General features: G+C 43.9%; 23 protein-coding genes. 16 read left to right on the top strand and 7 right to left on the bottom strand.

Annotated elements, in window-relative coordinates; all coding sequences use genetic code 11:
• Positions 1-361 precede the first annotated feature (361 nt).
• Positions 362-805, top strand: coding sequence for a YueI family protein (locus AAEO50_RS17375; protein ID WP_341985580.1), 444 nt, complete (start codon positions 362-364; stop codon positions 803-805).
• 7 nt (positions 806-812) lie between these two features.
• On the opposite strand, the gene AAEO50_RS17370 is transcribed toward AAEO50_RS17375, so the two are convergent.
• Entirely contained in the window at positions 813-1,859 is a 1,047-nt protein-coding gene (locus AAEO50_RS17370; protein ID WP_341985579.1) for an AbrB family transcriptional regulator, read from the bottom strand.
• 256 nt (positions 1,860-2,115) lie between these two features.
• Here AAEO50_RS17370 and gatC point away from each other — a divergent pair, with 256 nt between their 5' ends.
• The 4 genes from gatC (at position 2,116) to AAEO50_RS17350 (ending at position 7,255) form a co-directional block, all read left to right on the top strand.
• On the top strand, positions 2,116-2,406 hold the full coding sequence (gene gatC, locus AAEO50_RS17365; RefSeq protein ID WP_341985578.1) for an Asp-tRNA(Asn)/Glu-tRNA(Gln) amidotransferase subunit GatC: 291 nt from the start codon (positions 2,116-2,118) through the stop codon (positions 2,404-2,406).
• A 12-nt stretch (positions 2,407-2,418) separates the two neighbouring features.
• Positions 2,419-3,879 carry an Asp-tRNA(Asn)/Glu-tRNA(Gln) amidotransferase subunit GatA gene (gatA, locus tag AAEO50_RS17360; RefSeq protein WP_341985577.1) on the top strand — a complete coding sequence of 487 codons (1,461 nt, stop codon included), beginning with the start codon at positions 2,419-2,421 and terminating at the stop codon, positions 3,877-3,879.
• 12 nt (positions 3,880-3,891) lie between these two features.
• Positions 3,892-5,322, top strand: a complete 1,431-nt coding sequence (gatB, locus tag AAEO50_RS17355; RefSeq protein WP_341985576.1) for an Asp-tRNA(Asn)/Glu-tRNA(Gln) amidotransferase subunit GatB — start codon at positions 3,892-3,894, stop codon at positions 5,320-5,322.
• A 319-nt stretch (positions 5,323-5,641) separates the two neighbouring features.
• The gene (locus AAEO50_RS17350; protein WP_425383217.1) at positions 5,642-7,255 is read left to right on the top strand and encodes a M4 family metallopeptidase; all 1,614 of its coding nucleotides are present in this window, start codon (positions 5,642-5,644) and stop codon (positions 7,253-7,255) included.
• A gap of 535 nt (positions 7,256-7,790) precedes the next feature.
• Here AAEO50_RS17350 and AAEO50_RS17345 read toward each other — a convergent pair.
• Positions 7,791-7,943, bottom strand: a complete 153-nt coding sequence (locus AAEO50_RS17345) for a hypothetical protein (protein WP_341985574.1) — start codon at positions 7,941-7,943, stop codon at positions 7,791-7,793.
• Between the two features lie 131 nt (positions 7,944-8,074).
• Between AAEO50_RS17345 and AAEO50_RS17340 the strand changes: the two genes are divergently transcribed.
• From AAEO50_RS17340 to AAEO50_RS17320, 5 genes are all read left to right on the top strand, one after another.
• On the top strand, positions 8,075-8,473 hold the full coding sequence (locus tag AAEO50_RS17340; protein WP_341985583.1) for a DUF4257 domain-containing protein: 399 nt from the start codon (positions 8,075-8,077) through the stop codon (positions 8,471-8,473).
• Positions 8,439-8,624, top strand: a complete 186-nt coding sequence (locus tag AAEO50_RS17335; RefSeq protein ID WP_341985573.1) for a hypothetical protein — start codon at positions 8,439-8,441, stop codon at positions 8,622-8,624. The genes AAEO50_RS17340 and AAEO50_RS17335 overlap by 35 nt, the downstream gene beginning before the upstream one ends.
• 460 nt (positions 8,625-9,084) lie before the next feature.
• Positions 9,085-9,651 carry a thioredoxin family protein gene (locus tag AAEO50_RS17330; RefSeq protein ID WP_341985572.1) on the top strand — a complete coding sequence of 189 codons (567 nt, stop codon included), beginning with the start codon at positions 9,085-9,087 and terminating at the stop codon, positions 9,649-9,651.
• Positions 9,652-9,859: 208 nt separating this feature from the next.
• Positions 9,860-10,240, top strand: coding sequence for a helix-turn-helix transcriptional regulator (locus tag AAEO50_RS17325; RefSeq protein ID WP_341985571.1), 381 nt, complete (start codon positions 9,860-9,862; stop codon positions 10,238-10,240).
• Between the two features lie 294 nt (positions 10,241-10,534).
• Positions 10,535-11,332, top strand: a complete 798-nt coding sequence (locus AAEO50_RS17320) for an arylamine N-acetyltransferase (protein ID WP_341985569.1) — start codon at positions 10,535-10,537, stop codon at positions 11,330-11,332.
• An 82-nt stretch (positions 11,333-11,414) separates the two neighbouring features.
• Here the strand turns inward: AAEO50_RS17320 and AAEO50_RS17315 are convergent, their stop codons facing one another.
• On the bottom strand, positions 11,415-11,870 hold the full coding sequence (locus tag AAEO50_RS17315) for a DUF2269 family protein (RefSeq protein ID WP_341985568.1): 456 nt from the start codon (positions 11,868-11,870) through the stop codon (positions 11,415-11,417).
• A 718-nt stretch (positions 11,871-12,588) separates the two neighbouring features.
• Here AAEO50_RS17315 and AAEO50_RS17310 point away from each other — a divergent pair.
• On the top strand, positions 12,589-13,503 hold the full coding sequence (locus tag AAEO50_RS17310; RefSeq protein ID WP_341985567.1) for a diacylglycerol kinase: 915 nt from the start codon (positions 12,589-12,591) through the stop codon (positions 13,501-13,503).
• Between the two features lie 492 nt (positions 13,504-13,995).
• On the opposite strand, the gene AAEO50_RS17305 is transcribed toward AAEO50_RS17310, so the two are convergent.
• Positions 13,996-14,346: a hypothetical protein gene (locus tag AAEO50_RS17305; RefSeq protein WP_341985566.1), complete on the bottom strand. Its 351-nt coding sequence runs from the start codon at positions 14,344-14,346 to the stop codon at positions 13,996-13,998.
• 284 nt (positions 14,347-14,630) lie between these two features.
• Between AAEO50_RS17305 and AAEO50_RS17300 the strand changes: the two genes are divergently transcribed.
• The 5 genes from AAEO50_RS17300 (at position 14,631) to AAEO50_RS17280 (ending at position 17,749) form a co-directional block, all read left to right on the top strand.
• Positions 14,631-14,936, top strand: coding sequence for an antibiotic biosynthesis monooxygenase family protein (locus AAEO50_RS17300; RefSeq protein WP_341985582.1), 306 nt, complete (start codon positions 14,631-14,633; stop codon positions 14,934-14,936).
• Positions 14,936-15,310, top strand: coding sequence for a hypothetical protein (locus AAEO50_RS17295; protein ID WP_341985565.1), 375 nt, complete (start codon positions 14,936-14,938; stop codon positions 15,308-15,310). Before AAEO50_RS17300 ends, AAEO50_RS17295 begins: the two co-directional genes overlap by 1 nt.
• Before the next feature lie 127 nt (positions 15,311-15,437).
• Positions 15,438-16,811: a 23S rRNA (uracil(1939)-C(5))-methyltransferase RlmD gene (rlmD, locus tag AAEO50_RS17290; protein ID WP_341985564.1), complete on the top strand. Its 1,374-nt coding sequence runs from the start codon at positions 15,438-15,440 to the stop codon at positions 16,809-16,811.
• A gap of 172 nt (positions 16,812-16,983) precedes the next feature.
• Entirely contained in the window at positions 16,984-17,214 is a 231-nt protein-coding gene (locus tag AAEO50_RS17285; protein ID WP_341985563.1) for a helix-turn-helix domain-containing protein, read from the top strand.
• A 340-nt stretch (positions 17,215-17,554) separates the two neighbouring features.
• Positions 17,555-17,749 (top strand): YwbE family protein, encoded by a 195-nt coding sequence (locus AAEO50_RS17280; protein ID WP_341985561.1) that lies wholly within the window; start codon positions 17,555-17,557, stop codon positions 17,747-17,749.
• A gap of 135 nt (positions 17,750-17,884) precedes the next feature.
• Here AAEO50_RS17280 and AAEO50_RS17275 read toward each other — a convergent pair whose 3' ends face one another.
• Genes AAEO50_RS17275 through pxpB form a run of 3 tightly spaced genes read right to left on the bottom strand, consistent with a single transcriptional unit; the run spans position 17,885 to position 20,815 of the window.
• A complete protein-coding gene (locus AAEO50_RS17275) occupies positions 17,885-19,072 on the bottom strand; it encodes an NRAMP family divalent metal transporter (RefSeq protein ID WP_341985560.1) in 1,188 nt (395 codons plus the stop codon).
• A gap of 37 nt (positions 19,073-19,109) precedes the next feature.
• A complete protein-coding gene (locus tag AAEO50_RS17270) occupies positions 19,110-20,111 on the bottom strand; it encodes a biotin-dependent carboxyltransferase family protein (RefSeq protein WP_341985559.1) in 1,002 nt (333 codons plus the stop codon).
• Positions 20,108-20,815 (bottom strand): 5-oxoprolinase subunit PxpB, encoded by a 708-nt coding sequence (gene pxpB / locus AAEO50_RS17265; protein WP_341985558.1) that lies wholly within the window; start codon positions 20,813-20,815, stop codon positions 20,108-20,110. The genes AAEO50_RS17270 and pxpB overlap by 4 nt, the downstream gene beginning before the upstream one ends.
• Between the last annotated feature and the right edge of the window lie 187 nt (positions 20,816-21,002).

Raw genomic sequence — 21,002 nt, 5'->3', positions numbered from 1 at the left:
GAAGACTCCTGCGGGAAAAGCGAGACAGGTGAGACTTGTCCAGCTCTGGCGGCTAGCCCCTCGAGGTCATAAGCTAAATGGTCCAAGAAGGCAAAAAGCGCCTTCCCGGCCCATTCATCTTATGCTTGTCGGGGCTGAGCAAGCCGCCTCCGCTTTTCTAACCCACAGGAGCATAGCGACGAGGAGGCTCACCGGCCGCCCGCGGAAAGCGAAGTCTTGCACGGAAATCAACAGCGGCGTTTAACACGTTTCGGTTGCCTGAAAGTGTTTGCATAAAGGAAAATGGGGGAGAATAAGCAAATGAACAGCCGCTATCATATAGTGTAGGGAAAATCACCAATATCCTCGGAGGTGCCGGAAGTTGAGTAAGCCAACGATTGATGATTATCTGGAAAATGGGATGTACGGGCAGAAACAGACGAAGCCAGACGAGCGGCGGAAGTTTCTGGGAAGCTTACGGGAACGTATCGTCATTGCCCTCACACAAAACCAGGTGAGAGAGAAGAAGGTCTATCAGCAAGTGGAAGAGAGCCTGAAGGAAAACCCGGGTGCGAAACTCCTTTTGAATGGAAACATGAACTATAACTATCTGTCAAAATATATAAAACTTGCCAATCAGCATGGGGTATCCTTTTCCATGGTGACGAATAAGGAAGCTCAAACCGACATCGGTTTACTGCTCGCCTATGATCACGCAATTAATAAGGAAGAGATCTATGTGAATAAGCAGGCAGGCAAACCAGTCACTAAAAAAAAGCCCAAAAAGAAAAGCCTGTTTTCTAAAATTAAAAACAAGCTTCTTTAATGCTGCTTTACTTGAAAAGGGGAGATTTGAACAGCCATCTAAGGAAGAACGGTATGATAAATAAGATAAAGAGAATCCTGAACAAGTGGTAGCCGGTGATAATCGAGAGATCGGCGTTCACCGCCTGGCCCACAATCGCCATTTCAGCCATGCCGCCAGGGGCGAGGCTGATGAAGGCGGTCAGAAACGAGATGTCATGCCATTTGCTCAAAATAAAGCTCAATCCGAAACAGCTGATCAGCAAACACAGGGATGTGACGACGGATAACGGGACGAATCTGGCTAATCCTTTTGCTGACGAAAAATCGAGCATGAAGCTGAAGTAAATCCCCAGGCACAATTGGGCAAGAATGATGAGCAAGCCTGGCATGGGCGGTACATCAAGACCGGCTATCACCATACCCCCGACTGCCATGATCGGACCGAGCATGGAGGCGGTGGGGAGGTGTATTTTTTTTGCAGCAAAGGCGGATAAGACAGCTGCCGCTAAAAATAGAAAAAAACTCCACTGTAAGGCCGAAGGTTCTCCTGTTCCCGTTACTGAAGCTCCCGCTTCGTTACCCGCGAGCAGCGGACTGAAAACTAAAAAAGGAACAACGAAAATGACGGACAGCAGCCGGACCACCTGCAGGATGGTCACCACGGTGAGGTCGACATTCTTCATTTCTTCTCCAAGCACGACCATCTGGGAAAGCCCTCCCGGAATGCTTCCGGTGATGGTCGATTGGAGATTGATCCCTGTTAATTTCGTTGTCAGATACGCGAGTATGGCAGAAATGAAGATCACTGCCACGGTCATGGTGAACATGGAGGGAAGCTGTGTTCCGATTTCAACGAGTGTCTTCATACTGAAAGACTGTCCGATGGCATAGCCGACAATCACTAAACCGAGATCCCTAAGAAGAGGCGGCCATTGTAAGTCGAGGCGAGTCCACTTTTGAAATCCGAAGACGAACACCATCGAGCCGAGCATCCACGATAAAGGGACGTGCAGCAGGGTGAACAGTCCTCCTCCCGCAAGACCAAGTAAGAATGTTGTGATGACCTGACGCATACGGAAAATCCTTTCTTTACCTATCTACTTTAAAGGTATAGAAATTAGTGGAAGTCAGCAACTTCTTTGTTTAGGTTTTTGAAAAGGAGATTGGGGTGATTTGTGGAGTTCACATATTTTGTTGAAGTCAGCATATATACCGGGGGGACAATGCGCGGGTCCTCTTCATCCAGTCCTCGCCTATTGCTTTAACACCGCGAATTTTGGTATTATCAATAGTATTGCAAGTGTTCGAAACTTTATGGAGGTGAAGAGGATGTCTAGAATTTCAGAAGATCAGGTGAAGCATGTTGCCCACCTTGCACGACTAGCCATCACGGAGGACGAAGCGAAGAAGTTTACAAGTCAATTGGATGCGATCATCGGGTTTGCCGAGCAGCTGAATGAATTAGATACAGAGAATGTGGAAGCGACAAGCCACGTGCTTGATATGAAGAATATAATGCGTGAAGATAAGCCGACAGAAGGCCTTCCGCGCGAAGAAGTGTTAAAGAACGCACCAGACAAACAGGATGGACAAGTACGTGTTCCATCGATTTTGGACTAAGGAGGGCAACTCATGTCATTATTTGAGCATAAATTATCAGAGCTTCATGAGCTTTTACATAAGAAAGAAGTTTCTGTTTCAGATCTCGTGGACGAATCATACAAGCGTATTGATTCTGTTGAAGATAAAGTAAAAGCATTTCTTACATTGGATGAAGAAAATGCACGTGCGAAAGCGAAAGAAATGGATGCAAAGCTTGGGACGGATGAATCGAAAGGTCTTCTATTCGGAATGCCGATCGGGATCAAGGACAATATCGTCACTAAAGGTCTTCGTACGACTTGTGCAAGTAAAATCCTTGAGAATTTCAATCCGATCTATGATGCAACGGTTATCAATAAATTACATAGTGCCGATACTATCACAATCGGAAAACTGAATATGGATGAGTTCGCGATGGGTTCCTCTACTGAGAACTCAGGTTTTCAAAAAACGAGCAACCCTTGGAATCTTGAAACGGTTCCGGGCGGATCTTCAGGTGGTTCCGCAGCAGCGGTTGCGGCAGGGGAAGTTCCATTCTCTTTAGGTTCAGATACAGGGGGATCAATCCGTCAGCCGGCATCGTTCACGGGTACGGTCGGATTGAAACCGACATACGGACGTGTGTCCCGTTTCGGACTCGTGGCATTCGCGTCATCACTTGACCAAATCGGACCGATCACCCGCAACGTAGAAGACAATGCCTATTTACTGCAGGCAATCGCAGGATTGGACCCGAACGATTCCACTTCGGCAAATGTTGAAGTTCCAAACTATGCAGAAGCATTGACTGGTGATATCAAAGGTCTGAAAATCGCTGTCCCGAAAGAATACCTGGGTGAAGGCGTCGGGGAAGAAGCACGCCAATCGGTTCTTGCTTCACTGAAGGTGCTGGAAAGCCTCGGGGCAACTTGGGAAGAAGTTTCTCTTCCACACTCCAAATATGGCGTAGCGACTTACTACCTGCTGGCTTCATCAGAAGCTTCAGCAAACCTTGCCCGCTTTGACGGTGTCCGTTACGGTTACCGCACGCCGAACGCGGATAACCTTCTTGACCTTTACAAAAAGACGCGTGCTGAAGGCTTCGGTGACGAAGTGAAGCGCCGTATCATGCTTGGTACGTTTGCACTCAGCTCCGGCTATTATGATGCTTACTATAAAAAAGCACAGCAGGCACGTACCCTGATCAAGAAAGACTTTGAAGATGTATTTGCGAAGTATGATGTCATCGTTGGACCAACTACACCGACTCCAGCGTTTAAAATCGGAGAAAAAATTGATGACCCGCTTACAATGTACGCTAATGATATCCTGACGATCCCGGTCAACCTTGCAGGTGTACCAGGTATCTCTGTTCCAAACGGATTTTCTTCAAACGGACTTCCGCTTGGACTGCAAATCATCGGAAAGCACTTTGATGAAAGCACAATCTATCGCGTAGCACATGCATTCGAGCAAGCTACAGACTTCCATACAAAAAGACCACAACTGTAAGGGGTGAAATCAATGAACTTTGAACCAGTAATCGGACTAGAAGTCCACGTAGAATTAAAAACTGACAGTAAGATGTTCTCGCCGGCACCGAACCATTTCGGGGCAGAACCGAATACAAATACAAACGTGATCGACCTCGGATATCCGGGAGTACTTCCTGTGGTGAACAAGCGTGCCATTGAGTTCGGCATGAAAGCAGCGATGGCATTGAACTGTGAAATCGCGCAGGATACGAAGTTTGACCGTAAGAACTATTTCTATCCGGATAACCCGAAAGCATACCAAATCTCTCAATTTGATAAACCGATCGGTGAAAACGGATGGATCGAAATCGAAGTGAACGGCGAGAAGAAACGCATCGGCATCACGCGTCTTCACCTTGAGGAGGATGCAGGTAAACTGACTCACTCCGGTGACGGCTATTCCCTTGTGGATTACAATCGTCAAGGAACTCCTTTGATCGAAATCGTTTCTGAGCCGGATATCCGCACACCTGAAGAAGCATATGCTTATCTTGAAAAACTGAAATCCATCATTCAATATACAGGCGTTTCTGACTGTAAGATGGAAGAAGGATCCCTTCGCTGTGACGCGAACATCTCCCTTCGTCCAATCGGGCAGGAGCAGTTCGGTACGAAGGCTGAGCTTAAGAACCTGAACTCCTTCAACTTTGTTAAAAAAGGATTGGAGTATGAAATCGTCCGTCAGGAAAAGGTTCTTCTATCCGGAGGGCTGATTCAGCAGGAAACTCTCCGTTTCGATGAATCAACAGGTAAAACGATCCTGATGCGTGTAAAAGAAGGATCTGATGATTATCGTTACTTCCCAGAGCCGGATCTGTTGAACCTGCACATCGACCAAGAGTGGATGGACCGTATCCGCGCAGAAATCCCTGAACTTCCTGATGCTCGAAAACAGCGCTATGTGGAAGAATTGGGACTGCCTGCATACGATGCAATGGTACTGACATTAACGAAAGAAATGTCCGATTTCTTCGAAGAAACGGTCAGTGAAGGTGCAGACTCGAAGCAGGCTTCCAACTGGCTGATGGGTGAAGTATCGGCTTACATGAACGCCCAGCAGAAAGAACTTCACGATCTTAAGCTGACTCCTGCAGGTCTCGCCGGCATGATCCAGCTGATCGAAAAAGGAACGATTTCTTCAAAGATCGCAAAGAAGGTATTCAAAGAGCTTGTTGAAAACGGCGGAAATCCTGAGCAAATCGTAAAAGATAAAGGTCTTGTTCAAATTTCTGATGAAGGTGCTCTTCTGAAAATCGTCACTGAAACACTGGATAACAACCCGCAATCCATCGAAGACTTCAAAAACGGTAAAGACCGTGCGATCGGATTCCTGGTCGGACAAATCATGAAAGCAACAAAAGGGCAGGCAAACCCGCCGCTCGTAAACAAACTATTACAGCAGGAAATCCAAAAAAGATAATGTCAAAGGCCCGTCCCTCATCGCTTTAAAGCGATAGAGAGGCGGGCTTTTTTATTGGGGATTTATTGGAATAGATAATAAAATAGCAGATTTTTCTCCTTTTCAGTTCAAGTTTTCCTAAATTGAGCATATAAGGTGGTTTTTATATAGGTATAGAGTCATGAAGTTGAAAAATCGGTTAAGTGGGTATTTCGGCACATTCTTCACACCTCATACTTGTACTATAGTTTTATCTACAGTTTGAAAAGTTAGAAAATTCTAAAAAGAGGTGTTGTAATTGAAGAAAAAAGTCGTAGCTTTAGGTTTAACAGCAGGTCTGATGATGAGTCCTGTATTATCTGCGGATGCATTGGGTGCACCCGATTTGAGCCAGAAAGTAAATTTCAATGAGAAAATCGGAGCCCCGCAATTTATTTCTGGGAAGCTTACTAAGCCATCTGCCAACACTCCTGAAAAAATCGTGATGGACTATTTTAATCAAAAACAGGATGTGTTCAAGTTCAAGGGAGATGCAGCTCTTTCTTTCAAAGTGGTAGAAAAGGAGAAAGATAAACTTGGATTTACATATCTTCGCGTTCAGCAAGTGTATAAAGGGACTCCTGTATACGGTGCCGTCTTGACAGCTCATGTAAACAAGGATGGAGTACTGACGGCGGTTTCCGGCGCACCTGTTCCGAATCTTGAAGAAAAGCAATCTCTTAAAGCTGCGAAGAATGTATCGAAAAAAGATGCAGTTGCAGCCGGGGAAAAGGATTTAGTCGCTGAAATCGGCAGTGAGCCGGCATATGAATATGCACCAAAATCAAAATCAGTCATTTATGTAAAAGATGGACAAGCACATCATGCCTATCTGGTAAACTACAATTTCCTTGATCCAAAGCCGGGTAACTGGAATTATTTCATTGATGCAGCGAGCGGGGAGATCTTGGATAAAGTGAATGAAATTCATGAAGCGGGAGGTAAGCCGGGCGGTCCTGGGGCAGTGGGATCTGACACGATCGGTTCCGGAACAGGAGTGCTTGGTGACACGAAGTCACTGAACACGTACCTTTCATCTTCCACTTACTATTTGCAAGATAATACAAGAGGCGGCGGGGTATTTACATATGATGCCGGCAACCGCCAGCGCCTGCCGGGATCCCTTTGGGCAGATGCGGACAACCAATTCCACGCCAGCTATGATGCAGCGGCCGTGGACGCTCATTATTATGCAGGTCAAACATACGATTACTATTTAGATACCCATAACCGCAACAGCTATGATGGCAACGGTGCGGCTTTAGAGTCTACGGTTCACTACGGAAGAAGCTACAATAACGCATTCTGGAACGGGCAGCAGATGGTATACGGTGATGGAGACGGCGTGACATTCGCTCCATTATCTGGAGGACTTGATGTTGTGGCGCATGAATTGACTCATGCCGTGACAGACACCACGGCTGATTTAATCTATCAAAACGAGTCTGGCGCGATTAATGAATCGATGTCCGATGTATTTGGAACTTTACTTGAATACCATACTGGAAATAATCCAGACTGGGAGATCGGGGAAGACATCTATACACCAGGACAAGGCGGGGATGCACTGCGTTCCATGTCAGATCCGACGAAATATAATGATCCGGACCATTATTCTGTCAGATACACGGGTACAGGAGATAATGGCGGCGTCCATATCAACAGCGGAATCGGAAACAAAGCGGCTTATTTATTGAGCCAGGGCGGTACACACTATGGTGTGAATGTGACTGGTATCGGCACAGATAAAGTTGGTGACATCTACTACCGTGCATTGACTCAATATCTGACTCCATCCTCAACATTCAGCCAGCTTCGTTCAGCTGCGGTGCAGTCAGCGACTGATCTCTATGGTTCTGGAAGCGCAGAAGTGGCAAGTGTAAATGCTGCATTTGATGCAGTGGGCGTCAATTAATGATTGAATGAATAAAGGGAAGGGCTTTAGGCTCTTCCTTTTTTCTATGGGGAAGAGGGGAATCGAAGATGAGCGGGAATGCCGGATGTATTCTAGTATAAAGGGGAGTGCCGGTTCAAATTCAAGTTATCAGCATTTATTACATCAAAATCTACAAAAGCAGTTTCAGAAAAGAGGTTGGATCCGTTTTTTCTTAACGGGTTCTTGTTTCTCATCGTTTATGATCCATTCTCGGGATTTATGATCCATTTTCCAAATATATGATCTGTTAAGAATCATTCTAAATAAATCAAGCCACCCAGGCAAAGCACTGGTCATAAAACCTCAAGAAAAAATAAAAACCAAGTACAAAACACTTGGCCTGCGTAACTTATATTCAGTTTCATCTAATGACGAAATTGATAGGTGAAGTTTTGGATCACGCTGATATACATAGTCAAATAAAGTCGGACCCGTAAAGTTTGATGAAGTTGGCTCTGCTAACTAATGGCGGGTAGAATGGATTTTCCAAAGCAGCAGTTTTACGCAGACCACTTTAAGCTTGTTTTCTGCCTTTTCCCAAAATCTTTTTTGCCAGTCGATAATACATATCTGCTTCCGCTTTTGTTTCAGCGCTTTTTAGCTGCATCATATAGTTTTGGAATCGAAGTTTGTCGACAGACGAGACTTTCATCACAATTTTTCTCATAATGGCTCTCCTTTGGTGGACAAATATGTGTCCAATTATCTATTCTGAATATTCTGTAAATAATATATAATAATAGTAAATGATTCCAGAGGGTGGATAGAATGTCCTTAATTGAAGTGATCTTGTTGCCAATGTTGATGGGCGGTATCGGGGGCTTAGGACATATTCTGATTTTTAAAAATGGTCATTTCACTTTTCCAAGAAAGTTTATCGATGACCAAGGTGAGAAGCACTACCTTTTTGGCTCAACAAAGGATATTATCATAGGCGTTCTAGCAGGTTATCTCTCTGTACTTCCAGTCATTGATACGATCCCGATGTGGTATGCGATCTACATTAGTTTATTATCAGGAATCGGGGGAAGTTCCGTCATTACCAGAAAAATTGAACAGAACTTAGCAACCACGAAAGCATCCTATATCCAAGAGCTATCACAATATCAGCTCGAATTGACCTCTAAGGGAGGATCTTCAAATCACAATGAGGTGAAACCTGTTGGCAAAGTGGAAGAAAAAAAGAATCAAGGTTGAACTGCCGCCTGAAGATTATGAGAAAGCAACTCACTATATGAAAAGACTTAAGGAGGCAGAGAGTGTAATCGAGCTGAACTACTACTATAAAAAAGTGGCACAGATAATAGAGAATTCCAGACATTTTGAAGATGGTTCAATTGAAAAGTAATCCTATAATCATATACATTAACCAAAAAGATAAGGGTTAAACTGACTTTTGAGTCAGCTTTTTTTGTGAGAATGTGTTTTTTCGTTATTCTGTATGACTATTGAATCCTATAAGGACGATTACAAACACCCTATTCCCCACTGGATCTTCTTTTGAATAGCTGAATGATGGCTATTCTTTTTTTATTGTATAGTGTTTATTCATTAGAAGTGAATGCGGAGTGGTCGATTCATGATAAGACCATTCAAGCAGAGACTTGTAAATTTCCTGACTGAATTGATTTTTTTCCATAAATCGAACTGCTTTCTTTTATTATATTCCTACAGGCATATTCGCACAATTGAAATTTATGAGGAAAGTGAAGAAGATATTACTTGTGGAATGAAGTGAACATGAGTAGGATATAGAGAGAAAATGAGATTAAATATTTTATAGAAACGTACCCTGAGGAGGAGTAAGTATGACCTTGCAAGACTGGTTCAATAAAGGGATGTCACCAAGTGAATATTTAGAATATATGAAAACGCATAAAGAAAATACATTGTCCATTTTAAATAAATTTACGATTCCCACTGAAGATAAAGAGGTGCTTGCAGCACTTGCCGATCAATCCTTGCGTGTCATAGTACTTACAGAAGATTGGTGCGGGGATGCAATGTTGAACATCCCGATTCTGTTGAAGGTCGCTGAAGAGGCTGATATTGAAGTGAAGATGATTCTCCGCGATGAGAATTTGGAACTCATGGATCAATATCTGACAAACGGGACTTCAAGAGCCATTCCGATCTTTATATTCATGGATGAGAATGGTGAAGAAAAGACCGTCTGGGGCCCAAGAGCTCCTATGGTGAAAAAAATCGTTGATGATGAAAGAGCAAAATTACCGCCGAAGGATCATGAGCAGTTCCCTGAAAAACAGAAAGAAATGATTGAGCGCTTAACGTCTCAATACACGAAAGATAAGAACATTTGGTATGAAGTGTACGAAAGCCTTAAAACAACCCTGGTACAGAAAGTATTGATGTAGACAGAACCAAAGCAGCCGAGGAGATCTTATTCTCCCGGCTTTTTTTTGTGTGCACATGGAGAGGATTCAACAAATCATCCACTAAAAAGAAAGAAAACCTTCATTATAAATGGGATGGTAAAAAATGCCCTGAGTGTTGGAACTTTTTCCCGGTTCACGAATGACGTAATTCACGGTACTATTGTATAGGATGAGGAGTTGAAGCATCATGATTCACCAAAAAACAAATACGATAGTCATTGAATCACTGGATAAATTTCCCCATAAAATTCACATTAAATTGGGAGACATCCTGCGTGAAAGAGGATTGACACAAGGTGATTTGCATCGCTTAACAGGTTTACGGGTAGCGACAATTAATGAATTAGTGAATTTCAAGAAAAAATCATTAACGGTTGCTCACCTTGTTTCTATAATGATCGCTCTTAGAATCACAGATATTCGTGATCTTATTGAAATTGAATTCGATGAAGAGGTACAAGCCTACTTCAAAGAAGAAAACGAGCGTATGAAAAACGGATTTACTCCAGACTTGACCAAAACAGCGGAAACGAACGTAAAACGCATCGCTGCTGGAGTTAAAAACTAAATCACCGACTTATCAAAAGGCCAACTTTGATTGGCCTTTTTTTCTTGCTATAATAAACGCTTTTGAGCTTTAAAAGGTGACTCCTTTACCGCGCTAAAAGCCCGTCCCTCACTGCACTAAAGCGGATGTGAAGTTGACATGAAAACGTAACGTGTTTTGGCAGGGATTTGGTTTATGATAGGAGAATGAGTATGTAAGACGGTATTCTTTGGTATTCCAGGAATAAATCGTTTGAATCTATACTATTATGGGATTATCATTATATACATAGCTTTGAGTGGAAAGAGTGATAGGATGAACGCTGTAGAAAAATACGTAAACTACTTGAACATGGAGATCGAGCAGCCTACTCTGAATTATTTGCAACGATTGATTCAACAGCATCTTATTCGGATTCCGTATGAAACCTTCAGTAAATTTTATTATTTTTCGAAGGGGGGATCCTTTGTCCCTTCGCTTGCGGACTTTACAGAACATTTGTATTCAAAAGGCTGGGGAGGTACATGCTTCACCCTTAATATCAATTTCGGAAGACTGCTGAAAGAATTGGGTTTTGATTGCCGGTTTGTGAGAGTGAAGCCGGGACATCTCGGACTGATGATTACAATAGATGGCAAAAAACTGTACGTAGACGTCGGATACGGCTCGCCGATTATGAAACCGGTTGAACTCGAAGCAAGGCATAAACATGTTCTGCACGGGTTCGGCGAAGAAATCATCTTCACACAGAGAGATCAATTTGAGTTTGAAGTGGACCGCCGTTCAAACGGAAAATCCTTCGTTAAGAAAGTGATCGAGTGGGTGCCGCTTGAAGAAGAAGATTTAATTAATGATATTGAAGCATCTTATCAGGATACAGATGACAATATTACGATGAGGCGCATTACAGCTGTGCGTTTTCAAGGGAATCAATGCTATTTTCTCCGCAACCATACGCTGAAGGTCATGACGTACCGCAACATTCGTGAATATCAAATGAAGGACCTCGATAAATGGAGAGAAATGATCCAAGAAGTGTATCACTTCGACGGCAGTTCCCTTCAAGACTCTTTGCAGTTTCTTGAGCACCGCAATATAAAACTGTTTTCATAAGCCACCTTGAATGATCCTTCATTCCCTGGTGGCTTTTTTGCTGCATGTCATTAAATATTTTCCTTCTTAAGGACTGCTCTACTCACGGTTTAAGAATCATAAAAATAAAGAGAAGAACTCCCAATGAGGAAGCAAGGTAGAATCGTCTGTGAATACTCTCCAGTGCCGTTTGAATCTCTTCGGGGGGAGCACCTGAGAGTGCGAGATTTTCCGGCCGACCGAGCCATTCATTCACTTTTTTCGTTAGAGGCGTGATAAAACCGATCACGATGATTTGGATGAGAATATAGAGAAAAAGAGAGCCAAGCAGCCAAATTTGAGTGAACGAACCGTATTCTCCCAGTAAAAAAAGAGCAATTCCAGTCAAGACAGCAATACTTCCCCCTACTTTTGGATAGAATTCTAATAACCTGCTGTATTTCATCGCAATGCGCAATTCATCCACATCCTTATCTGGCCGGGTCAAAAGGTGTACGAAAAACGTGGGACCAACACCTATGATCGCAGATAGCACATGAATCAGGATCAATACTTTCATACCAGACCTCCATCACAAGGTATTTTGTAATCTCTTAATAGTACGATAGTGGGAGTGTTTTTATGAAAGGCTTTTTCGGATGTTTTTGTCCAACAAACTTTATATTAAAGTAGATAATTAAAATTGAGTGAGCTTTTAATGTAAGCTTGTTGTTATTAGGTCAATCCAGCTGTTGATTGGAGTGGAAGACGAAGACTCCTGCGGGAAGAGTAGCTTATTAGAAAAGCGGAAGGGCTTTGCCCAGAGGTGGGTGGCATAAGCCGAATCGGCCTAGAAGGCGCTCTTTGCCTTCTTGGTCGGTTTGGCTTATGACATGTGCCTCTAAGCCCTGAAGCTAGACAAGTGAGACCCCGCAGGAACGCAGTGACGAGGAGGCTCACGGGCTACCCGCGGAAAGCGAAGTCTTCTACGGAAATCAACAGCGGTGTTAGCACATTATCCTAGATATCAATCTATGCGATCAATTAAATACTGATAAAAGTCATAAAACCTTCTTTAATTTCCTATATTTTTATTAGATTTTTTTCCGGAAAAGAGTTATGATATTGAGCGGTAGATGCTCAATGACAAATAAAGGCGTCTATTTGTCATTTTATTAGGGCAGGATGCAGCAAAGTGATATTGCATGTACAGAATTATTTTACTATGATGTTAAAAGATGGAATTTGAACGCAATCTCCGAGATCAGGACTTAAATTAAAGATTAGGATGATGGGGTATGAAACGCGCAAGAATTATATATAATCCTACTTCAGGCCGGGAACTCTTTAAAAAGCACCTAGCTGAAGTGTTAATTAAATTGGAACAGGCAGGATATGAAACGTCAGTTCACGCTACGATCTGTGAAGGAGATGCAACAGAAGCCGCTCGGATCGCTGTTGAACGTAAATATGATATCGTCGTCGCTGCAGGCGGGGACGGTACGCTGAATGAAGTGGTAAATGGCTTAGCGGAACAGGACTACCGTCCGAAGCTTGGAATCGTGCCGATGGGAACGACCAATGACTTCGCCCGTGCCCTTCATATTCCGAGAGATATCGGACAGGCAATCGATGTCATCACAAAGGGTGAATCGATACCTGTGGACATCGGACGCATGAATGACCGCTATTTCATCAATATTGCCGGCGGAGGACGAATCACAGAGCTGACATACGAGGTCCCAAGCAAACTCAAGACCATGATGGGTCAGCTTGCTTATTACTTAAAAGGCATCGAAATGCTGCCATCGATCAAACCGACGGATGTATCGATTGAGTATGATGGAAAGCTCTTTGAAGGGGAAGCCATGTTATTCTTGATCGGACTCACCAATTCGGTCGGCGGCTTTGAGAAGCTGGCACCGGATGCATCCATCAACGACGGCTTATTCTCCCTTTTGATTCTGAAGAAAACAAATCTTGCTGAATTTATTCGTATCGCTACACTTGCCGTCCGGGGCGAGCACGTAAAAGACCCGAACGTCATATACACACAAGCGAACCGAATCAAGATCCATGCCAAAGAAAAAGTGCAGCTGAACGTGGACGGCGAACTTGGAGGAGTCCTTCCTGCCGAATTCGAAAACCTATACCGCCACCTTGACGTATTTGTCCCATTGGATAAAATCCGCCCTGAGGATAAGGCGCTTTAATGTGAAATGGAATGCCAATGTGTGTTGGCATTCTTTTTTTTTTATTTATAAGGGTTGGATTAAGGTTTGTTTTGTGAGGGAAGATGATGGGAATGGAGCCTATCATTGAGGTTTTTTAGTCCCGTTTTGAAGGGTTAATTCGTTTTTGGTTGAATATTTTGAAGAACTCGAAGATTATCGTATGAAACTCGAAGATTTTTGCCATAAACTAAAAGATTATTGGGGAAAACTCGAAGATTTCCAGCATAAACTAAAAGATTATGTTCTAAAGCCTTATGAGGAAGTAGGGATTTTTAATAAGAATCGGTCCAAATGAAGATTTTGTCAGGATAATGATCGTGAATTGGAGTAATAATCGTACTTCCCACTGAATTATTGACTGAAAAGGCGGGATTTAAACCTTATACCAGCAAGACCAAGAGTAAGATCAATTTAAAAACTGCCCCATGACTCATTCATGGGGCAGTTTTCACATAAACCAATAAAAAGTTCCTAATGAATCAATAAAAATACTAAAAATGCCAGCGGGAATCCGAATAGAAAGCCCCACCCAATCTGCTGTTTATGGCGGAAAGGCACCTTTCTGACGATGAATGAAAGAATATGGGCGATGATCACAAACACAAATGCCCAAATCAGCTGACCGACGACAAATACAAATAAATAAGACAGAATCGATTGTTTGTTCAATACGAGTGATAGCCCGAATCCAAAGGTCAAGGTTAAAAAGGTGAGTCCCATCAAGATATATGGGAGCCACCAGCGGCGTGATTTCAATGAAAAAAGTACGCCGAGAAATACATTCCCCACCAGGATCAGGTTTACTAAGATGTCTGGATTCATATGATCTACCTTCTTTTTAAGTTTGATTCATTATTTTAAGAAAGAAATGTGCACATTCCCTATTTCCTACTCATTCCTTCTTGAAACGAGGTAAGTTTTTACAGGACAGCCTGCTTGTTTCTTCTAAAATATCTTTCTATACTAGCAATACTCTTCGAATTTTTTCAAGTGATAACATGAAGCTTCCATAAATAGTAATGGGGGTGTAGTTTCCTTGAGTACATCATTGTGTTAAAGTGGGGAAAAGCATGTCGGAAGCAAAAGCCATGGGAGGAGTGGATTTCATGTATATCGTTCATTCAACATTCGTCGTTCCCGATGAGAAGGCGGATGAAGTCATATCAATCTATCATTCACGTTCTGGACTGGTAGATGAAGCAGAAGGGTTCCAGCGATTCCTGCTGCTTCAAAATGAAAAGAAGCCAGGGGAAATCACCGTTCATATGGAATGGGATTCGAAAGATCATTTCATGACCTGGATTCAAAGCGAGGATTATAAGCGGATTCATGATCTTGAAAAAAAGTACCCTGACCAGGAACTCGCATCAATCATCCCGTCGATTGATAAGTATAAGGTGGTGGCCTACTGATGGAAAATAAATATAAGCCTGTAATTGACAGTGCAGTAATGAAACTCTATAAGCGTTACCCGGAACTTGAGGAACGATTCGGGGAGATGGGGAAGCAGAAGTGTTATGAGGACAATGTCCATCATTTTAATTACCTCCAAACGACTGCTGCTGCAGGAGATGAAAAGGTCTTTATCGACTATGCATTATGGCTGAACAATGTGTTGATCAGCAGAGGAATGAAATCCGATCATCTCATAGACAACTTTGTATGCATACTTGAAGCCTTGGAAGAGAGTGACAGCGAGGAAGCAGACGTTTTTCAGGAGTATCTGCATGCCGGGATCCACTCCATCCGCGAGAATGATTTAGCACAGCAGCTGGAAAATGGATAAAGCAGAAATGACATCGGAGACATATTGTGTCCGGTGTTTTCTTTTTTAAAGCTGGATTTCAAAATGTTCATCCCTATGTGGTACAATCAGTAGAGTCTTAATTAGGAACCAGAAAAGGAAGATCGTTATGAGTAAAAAAGCACCTGTTCAAAAGAATGATTATATAGATGACGCCTATTTCGAGGATTTAACGCATGACGGCAACGGAGTGACAAAGGTCGACGGTTATCCCTTATTCGTTCCGGATGCCCTTCCAGGGGAAGAAGGGAGGGTAAAGGTGGTTAAGCCGAGTAAAGGCTACGGCTTTGGCCGGCTGGTGGAACGTACGAAGGAAAGCCCGCATCGTCAGGAGCCTCCTTGCCCGATATACAAGGAATGCGGAGGCTGCCAGATTCAGCATATGACCTACGAAGGCCAGCTGCTGGCAAAAGAAAAGAATGTGCGCGATGTGATGCAGCGGATCGGTAAGCTCCAGAACGTCACGATCCATGAAGTGCTCGGGATGGAAGAGCCTTGGAGGTATCGGAATAAAGCACAGGTGCCTGTCGGTGAAAAAGACGGGCGATTTGTCGCAGGCTTTTATCAGAAAAGAAGTCATGAAATCATCGACATGGATAAATGCATCATTCAATATGAAAAAAATGATGAAGTGATTCAGCATGTAAAAAATATTTGCGAAAAGCTGGGGATCCGTCCTTACGATGAAAAGAAACATAAAGGGACGCTCCGCCACATCATGACCCGCACAGCCTACACAACGGGAGAGGTCATGGTGGTACTGGTGACAAGAACACCGGAGCTGCCTCATAAAAAAGAAATCATTGAAGAACTCGTTGCGAACATAGAAGGACTGAAATCCATCGTCCATAATGTAAACGGTAAGAAAACAAATGTGATCATGGGTGACGCGACCCATGTTCTCTGGGGCGAGGAAGTCATTCACGATATGATCGGAGACGTGAAGTTCGCGATTTCCGCACGTTCCTTCTATCAGGTAAACCCTGAACAAACGAAGGTATTGTATGAAAAGGCATTGGAATACGCCGATTTAAAAGGCGAAGAAACCGTAATCGATGCCTATTGCGGTATTGGCACGATTTCTCTTTTCCTTGCCCAAAAAGCCAAGAAAGTGTACGGCGTGGAAATCGTCCCGCAGGCGATTGCGGATGCCAGACAGAATGCAGCGCTAAACAATATGACCAATGTGGAATTCAAAGCCGGTCCCGCTGAAGTCGTCATCCCCGATTGGTATGAAGACGGGATCAGCGCGGATGTGCTCGTAGTAGACCCGCCGAGGAAAGGCTGCGATGAAGCACTTCTTAACACGATTCTTTCCATGAAGCCAATGAAGGTTGTGTATGTTTCCTGCAACCCTGCAACCCTGGCGCGCGACCTGCGAATCCTCGAAGACGGCGGCTACAAAACAACAGAAATCCAGCCGGTGGACATGTTCCCGCAAACGATGCACTGCGAGGCAGTTGCGAAGATCGAACTGGTTTAATCATACAGAGAAGCATTGTGCTTCTCTGTATTTTTTCATGCTTTAAAGCGGAGAGGGACGGGCCTTTGTCCGGGGGTTAGGATGACGCTTCAGTCGCCTGGGGTGATGGATTCCTAAAAGGTCAGGTCACTATGCTATAATAGGGGAAATAATCATAGTCGAGGCGAAACATATGTATCTCACCATAACTGAAACAGCAGAATATTTATCTCTGCCGGAATCCTATATAGAAGTATTGATCCATGAGAATAAAATAAGGGCCGTTCATGACGGCGAACAATATTTGATTTATCGCGAGCAATTCAACCAGCATCTCGAACAAATGGAAAAAGCGAAGAAACAGCTGGCCGAATATTTGAGCGAGCCGATTCCGGAAGATCCGGATGTAAAGGATGAGGATTGATAATCAGTGGTAACCCGGTAATAGGAAAAAAGTAATTTAAAGTTAGTTTTTACGGTGTGGAAATGGTCATTTTGAGGGATATAAGTGGAGTAGGTGCTATAGAATCGGTTCATTGTAAAAATTGTGAGCTGGGAGTTAGAAAAAGAGGCTTGATTTAAGGAATTGCGCAGGAATCAGGACTATTGCGCCACATTCTAAATAATTGCGCATGAACTCAAGGAATTGCGCCACTTTTTCATTTATTGCGCCAGTTTTTTCATTTTTGCGCCACTTGTCGAATTTTCTTCAACGACAAATTCAGAACCCGCCCCAAAATAAAATAAAGACAGGAGAATCTCTCATGAACGGACAACAGCGAGCAAATATCAAACCAGGACTTAAGGTTGAAATCGTACTAAAAAAAGATCAGCGCACAGGCAGGCTGACCGAGGGAGTCGTGAAAGACATCCTGACGAACTCGGCTAACCATCCTCACGGCATCAAGGTGAGGCTCGAAGACGGTCAAGTAGGCAGAGTGAAGAACATATTGTCGTAACATCCATGGAAGGACAGTCTTAAAATTAAGGACTGTCCTTCTTTCTGCCGCTCTCTGCTTCGAGATCAACTACACCTTTCACTTCATAATAAAAACCCCAAACTCCCTAAAGAGCTTGAGGCTTCAACGTACCATCTATCCAAACAACTTCGGTATTTCATTTATCATCGTATAAACACCCATGTAAGACATCGCAACCACAATGAGAAGACTGAATAAAGTCATCCAGATCGGGTGTTTGTAGTCGCCAACGATTTTTTTCTTGTGTGCTGCAAGGAGCATCACACCAAGTGCGATCGGCAGAATCAATCCGTTCAGTGCACCGACCAGGATCATGATTGCTACAGGTTTCCCAATCGATACAAATACGAGTGTCGATAAGACGATGAATCCAATGATCAGCCATTTATGGTATTTTTCCAATAGAGGGCTGAATGTACGGATGAAGGACACGGAGGTGTAGGCTGCTCCGACCACCGATGTCACGGCAGCAGACCACATGACGATTCCGAACATTTTATAGCCGATGTTTCCGGCAGCGAGATTAAATACAGATGCCGGCGGATTGGATGGGTCGATCTGCATGCCCTGCGCGACGATCCCGAGCGATGCCAGGAATAAAAAGATACGCATGAGTGAAGCGATCCCGATGGCGGATACAGAGCTCCTCGTAATTTGCGGAAGGGCTTTTTTTCCGGTGATGCCCGCTTCTAACAGACGGTGGCCGCCGGCGAAGGTGATGTACCCGCCAACTGTTCCTCCTACAAGCGTGATGATTGCCATATAGTCAATGGTATCCGGCATGAATGTTTTTGTGACGGCTTCCCCTACAGGAGGATTTGAGGTGAACATTACATATAGCGTAAGGATGATCATCAAGAATCCTAAAATCTGTGCAAACTTATCCATCAGTCGGCCGGCCTCTTTAACGAGGAAGATCCCGACGGCGACAAGACCGCTGAATAATGCCCCCATCTCAGGGGAGACCCCGAATAAGACGTTCGTACCGAGGCCGGCGCCGGCGATGTTCCCGATATTGAATGCGAGACCGCCGGCGACGATCAAGAACGCAAGGAAATATCCCAGTCCGGGGAGGATATCATTTGCGATATCCTGTGCCCTTTTTTCTGATACGGCGATGATTCTCCAAATGTTTAACTGAGCGCCGATATCAATGATGATGGAAATGAGGATGACGAATCCGAAGCTTGCTGCCAATTGTTCCGTGAAGACCGTTGTCTGGGTCAGGAACCCCGGTCCGATTGCCGAGGTGGCCATTAAGAATGCGGCACCAAGCAATACGCTTAGATTTGATTTATTCATGCATACTTCTCTCCTTTGTTGTTGATTCTCACGTTGTTTATCTGAGCTTTAATGCAATACCTTGTTTCAGATGGCTCAGCTGCTTTTCCCTGTCTATTAGAAGCCTCTGTGCTTCCTCAAGCGTAATGGCTGTGAAAGAGAGCTCTTCACCCGGTTTGGTCTGGGCGATAAGGGAGAGGTCGACTGCAGCGACTTGACCTATACGGGGATACCCTCCTGTCGTTTGTCTGTCGGCTAAAAGAATAATAGGGTTGCCGTCCGAAGGTACCTGAATGGTTCCAAAGGATACTGCTTCAGAAATCATATTTCTGTCTTGTTCAAGGGAGAGCTGCGGCCCCTGTAATCGATAACCCATCCGGTCTGATTGAGGAGATACCTTGAATGGATTTTCGAAAAAAGCTTCCCGGCTCTCTTCGTTGAAGAGGGCGTATTCAGGCCCCTCGATCACTCTGACTGCTTTTTCAGTCTGATGGATCGAAATGAATTCGGATGAAATCGACCAGTCGATTTCAGTAAAAGGCTTGTCTTCCAAGTAAGGAGTCAGATATTCTACCATTTCTTTGGAATCCTCTTGAAGCACCCCTGACTCAAGGGTGTCTCCTTCTTTTAAACTTCGACCGTCAAAGCCGCCGATTTCAGCGCGTAAATAGGTAGAGCGGCTATTCATGACCAGTGGTACATCTATACCTCCGGCTATGGCAAGGTATCCTCGTGCTCCGCTTTTACATCCTCCGAACTTTAGGGTACTGCCCTTTTTAACAAGCACGGAGCGCCATAGGGGTACAGGTTGTCCATCTATGGAAGGAGACAGGTCGCCTCCGCAAATGGAAATCAGGCAGTTCTCCTGGAACTCGAGTACCGGACCTGTCAGAGTCATTTCGAGGACTGATTCGTTTTCAGCATTCCCAACCAGCCAGTTAGAAATTCGGTGAGCAATCGGGTCCATGCTGCCGCTTACGATGACGCCGTATTTTTGAAATCCGTATCTTCCGAGATCCTGTACGGTAGAAAGGAGGCCTGGTTTTGCAACTTTAATCATGATTTTCCCTCCATTTCTTTAAACTCATCTTCTGAGATAGAAACGAACTTAATGTGGTCCCCTGCCTGAAGCAGACTTGGAGTCTCTTCATCAGGCTGGAATAATGAAAGGGGGGTGCGGCCGATGAGCTGCCATCCGCCTGGTGTTTCAATCGGATAAACCCCTGTCTGATCGCCGGCGATTCCGACTGAACCAGCAGGGATTTTCAAACGCGGTGATTTTCTTCTCGGAGTGGCCAAATCGGGATCCAAACCTCCTACATATGGGAAGCCCGGGGCAAAGCCGATCATATACACGAGATAGTCACCGTTCGTATGCTTGGATATGACCTCTTCAACCGATAACCCGTGGATGTGAGCGACTTCTTCCAAGTCAGGGCCGTATTCGCCCCCGTAGCATACAGGGATTTCTATGACTCTGGCAGAAGTGGAATCCTCCTCAAGTTCATGTGAAAGCAATTCTGATAGTATGGAACATACTCCCTCATAGGGAAGCTTTTCTTTTTTTTTCTGTAAAATGGTCATCGGATCATAATAAAGCGTGACAGTGGTAAAAGCAGGGATGATATCAATGATCCACTTTTGGGGATTTTTTTCGAAAAATGAAGTCACTTTCTTTACTTTTTCGTGAGTGTCAGTTGCAATCGCATCTCCCAATTGAATGACTACTGCACTGTCTCCTAAAGGACGCAAAGAGTAGTTCAAGGTATTTCCTCCTTATGATGATTGTATATTTATGTTAATGTATAAATAAAAATTCAAAAATGAATAGTAAGTACGAGTTTTCTGAACATTTGTCATGATGTCTATTATAGTATAAATTTTGAACTTTTCAATGCAATTAATCCTGAGGAAAGGATGTACTGGAGAATTGAATTGCATAGAAGGGTTC

It is taken from the genome of Rossellomorea oryzaecorticis (genome assembly GCF_038405515.1).
GTDB lineage: Bacteria > Bacillota > Bacilli > Bacillales > Bacillaceae_B > Rossellomorea > Rossellomorea oryzaecorticis_A.
The sequence above is the reverse complement of the archived record's forward strand: the minus strand, read 5'-3'. Positions and strand labels throughout refer to the sequence as shown.

Coding starts and splice junctions, on each gene's coding strand:
- AAEO50_RS17370 (WP_341985579.1), bottom strand. CDS start 1,859: ATGCGTCAGGTCATCACAACATTCTTACTTGGTCTTGCGGGAGGAGGA.
- gatC (WP_341985578.1), top strand. CDS start 2,116: ATGTCTAGAATTTCAGAAGATCAGGTGAAGCATGTTGCCCACCTTGCA.
- gatA (WP_341985577.1), top strand. CDS start 2,419: ATGTCATTATTTGAGCATAAATTATCAGAGCTTCATGAGCTTTTACAT.
- gatB (WP_341985576.1), top strand. CDS start 3,892: ATGAACTTTGAACCAGTAATCGGACTAGAAGTCCACGTAGAATTAAAA.
- AAEO50_RS17350 (WP_425383217.1), top strand. CDS start 5,642: ATGATGAGTCCTGTATTATCTGCGGATGCATTGGGTGCACCCGATTTG.
- AAEO50_RS17345 (WP_341985574.1), bottom strand. CDS start 7,943: ATGAGAAAAATTGTGATGAAAGTCTCGTCTGTCGACAAACTTCGATTC.
- AAEO50_RS17340 (WP_341985583.1), top strand. CDS start 8,075: ATGTTGATGGGCGGTATCGGGGGCTTAGGACATATTCTGATTTTTAAA.
- AAEO50_RS17330 (WP_341985572.1), top strand. CDS start 9,085: ATGACCTTGCAAGACTGGTTCAATAAAGGGATGTCACCAAGTGAATAT.
- AAEO50_RS17325 (WP_341985571.1), top strand. CDS start 9,860: ATGATTCACCAAAAAACAAATACGATAGTCATTGAATCACTGGATAAA.
- AAEO50_RS17320 (WP_341985569.1), top strand. CDS start 10,535: ATGAACGCTGTAGAAAAATACGTAAACTACTTGAACATGGAGATCGAG.
- AAEO50_RS17315 (WP_341985568.1), bottom strand. CDS start 11,870: ATGAAAGTATTGATCCTGATTCATGTGCTATCTGCGATCATAGGTGTT.
- AAEO50_RS17310 (WP_341985567.1), top strand. CDS start 12,589: ATGAAACGCGCAAGAATTATATATAATCCTACTTCAGGCCGGGAACTC.
- AAEO50_RS17305 (WP_341985566.1), bottom strand. CDS start 14,346: ATGAATCCAGACATCTTAGTAAACCTGATCCTGGTGGGGAATGTATTT.
- AAEO50_RS17300 (WP_341985582.1), top strand. CDS start 14,631: ATGTATATCGTTCATTCAACATTCGTCGTTCCCGATGAGAAGGCGGAT.
- AAEO50_RS17295 (WP_341985565.1), top strand. CDS start 14,936: ATGGAAAATAAATATAAGCCTGTAATTGACAGTGCAGTAATGAAACTC.
- rlmD (WP_341985564.1), top strand. CDS start 15,438: ATGAGTAAAAAAGCACCTGTTCAAAAGAATGATTATATAGATGACGCC.
- AAEO50_RS17285 (WP_341985563.1), top strand. CDS start 16,984: ATGTATCTCACCATAACTGAAACAGCAGAATATTTATCTCTGCCGGAA.
- AAEO50_RS17280 (WP_341985561.1), top strand. CDS start 17,555: ATGAACGGACAACAGCGAGCAAATATCAAACCAGGACTTAAGGTTGAA.
- AAEO50_RS17275 (WP_341985560.1), bottom strand. CDS start 19,072: ATGAATAAATCAAATCTAAGCGTATTGCTTGGTGCCGCATTCTTAATG.
- AAEO50_RS17270 (WP_341985559.1), bottom strand. CDS start 20,111: ATGATTAAAGTTGCAAAACCAGGCCTCCTTTCTACCGTACAGGATCTC.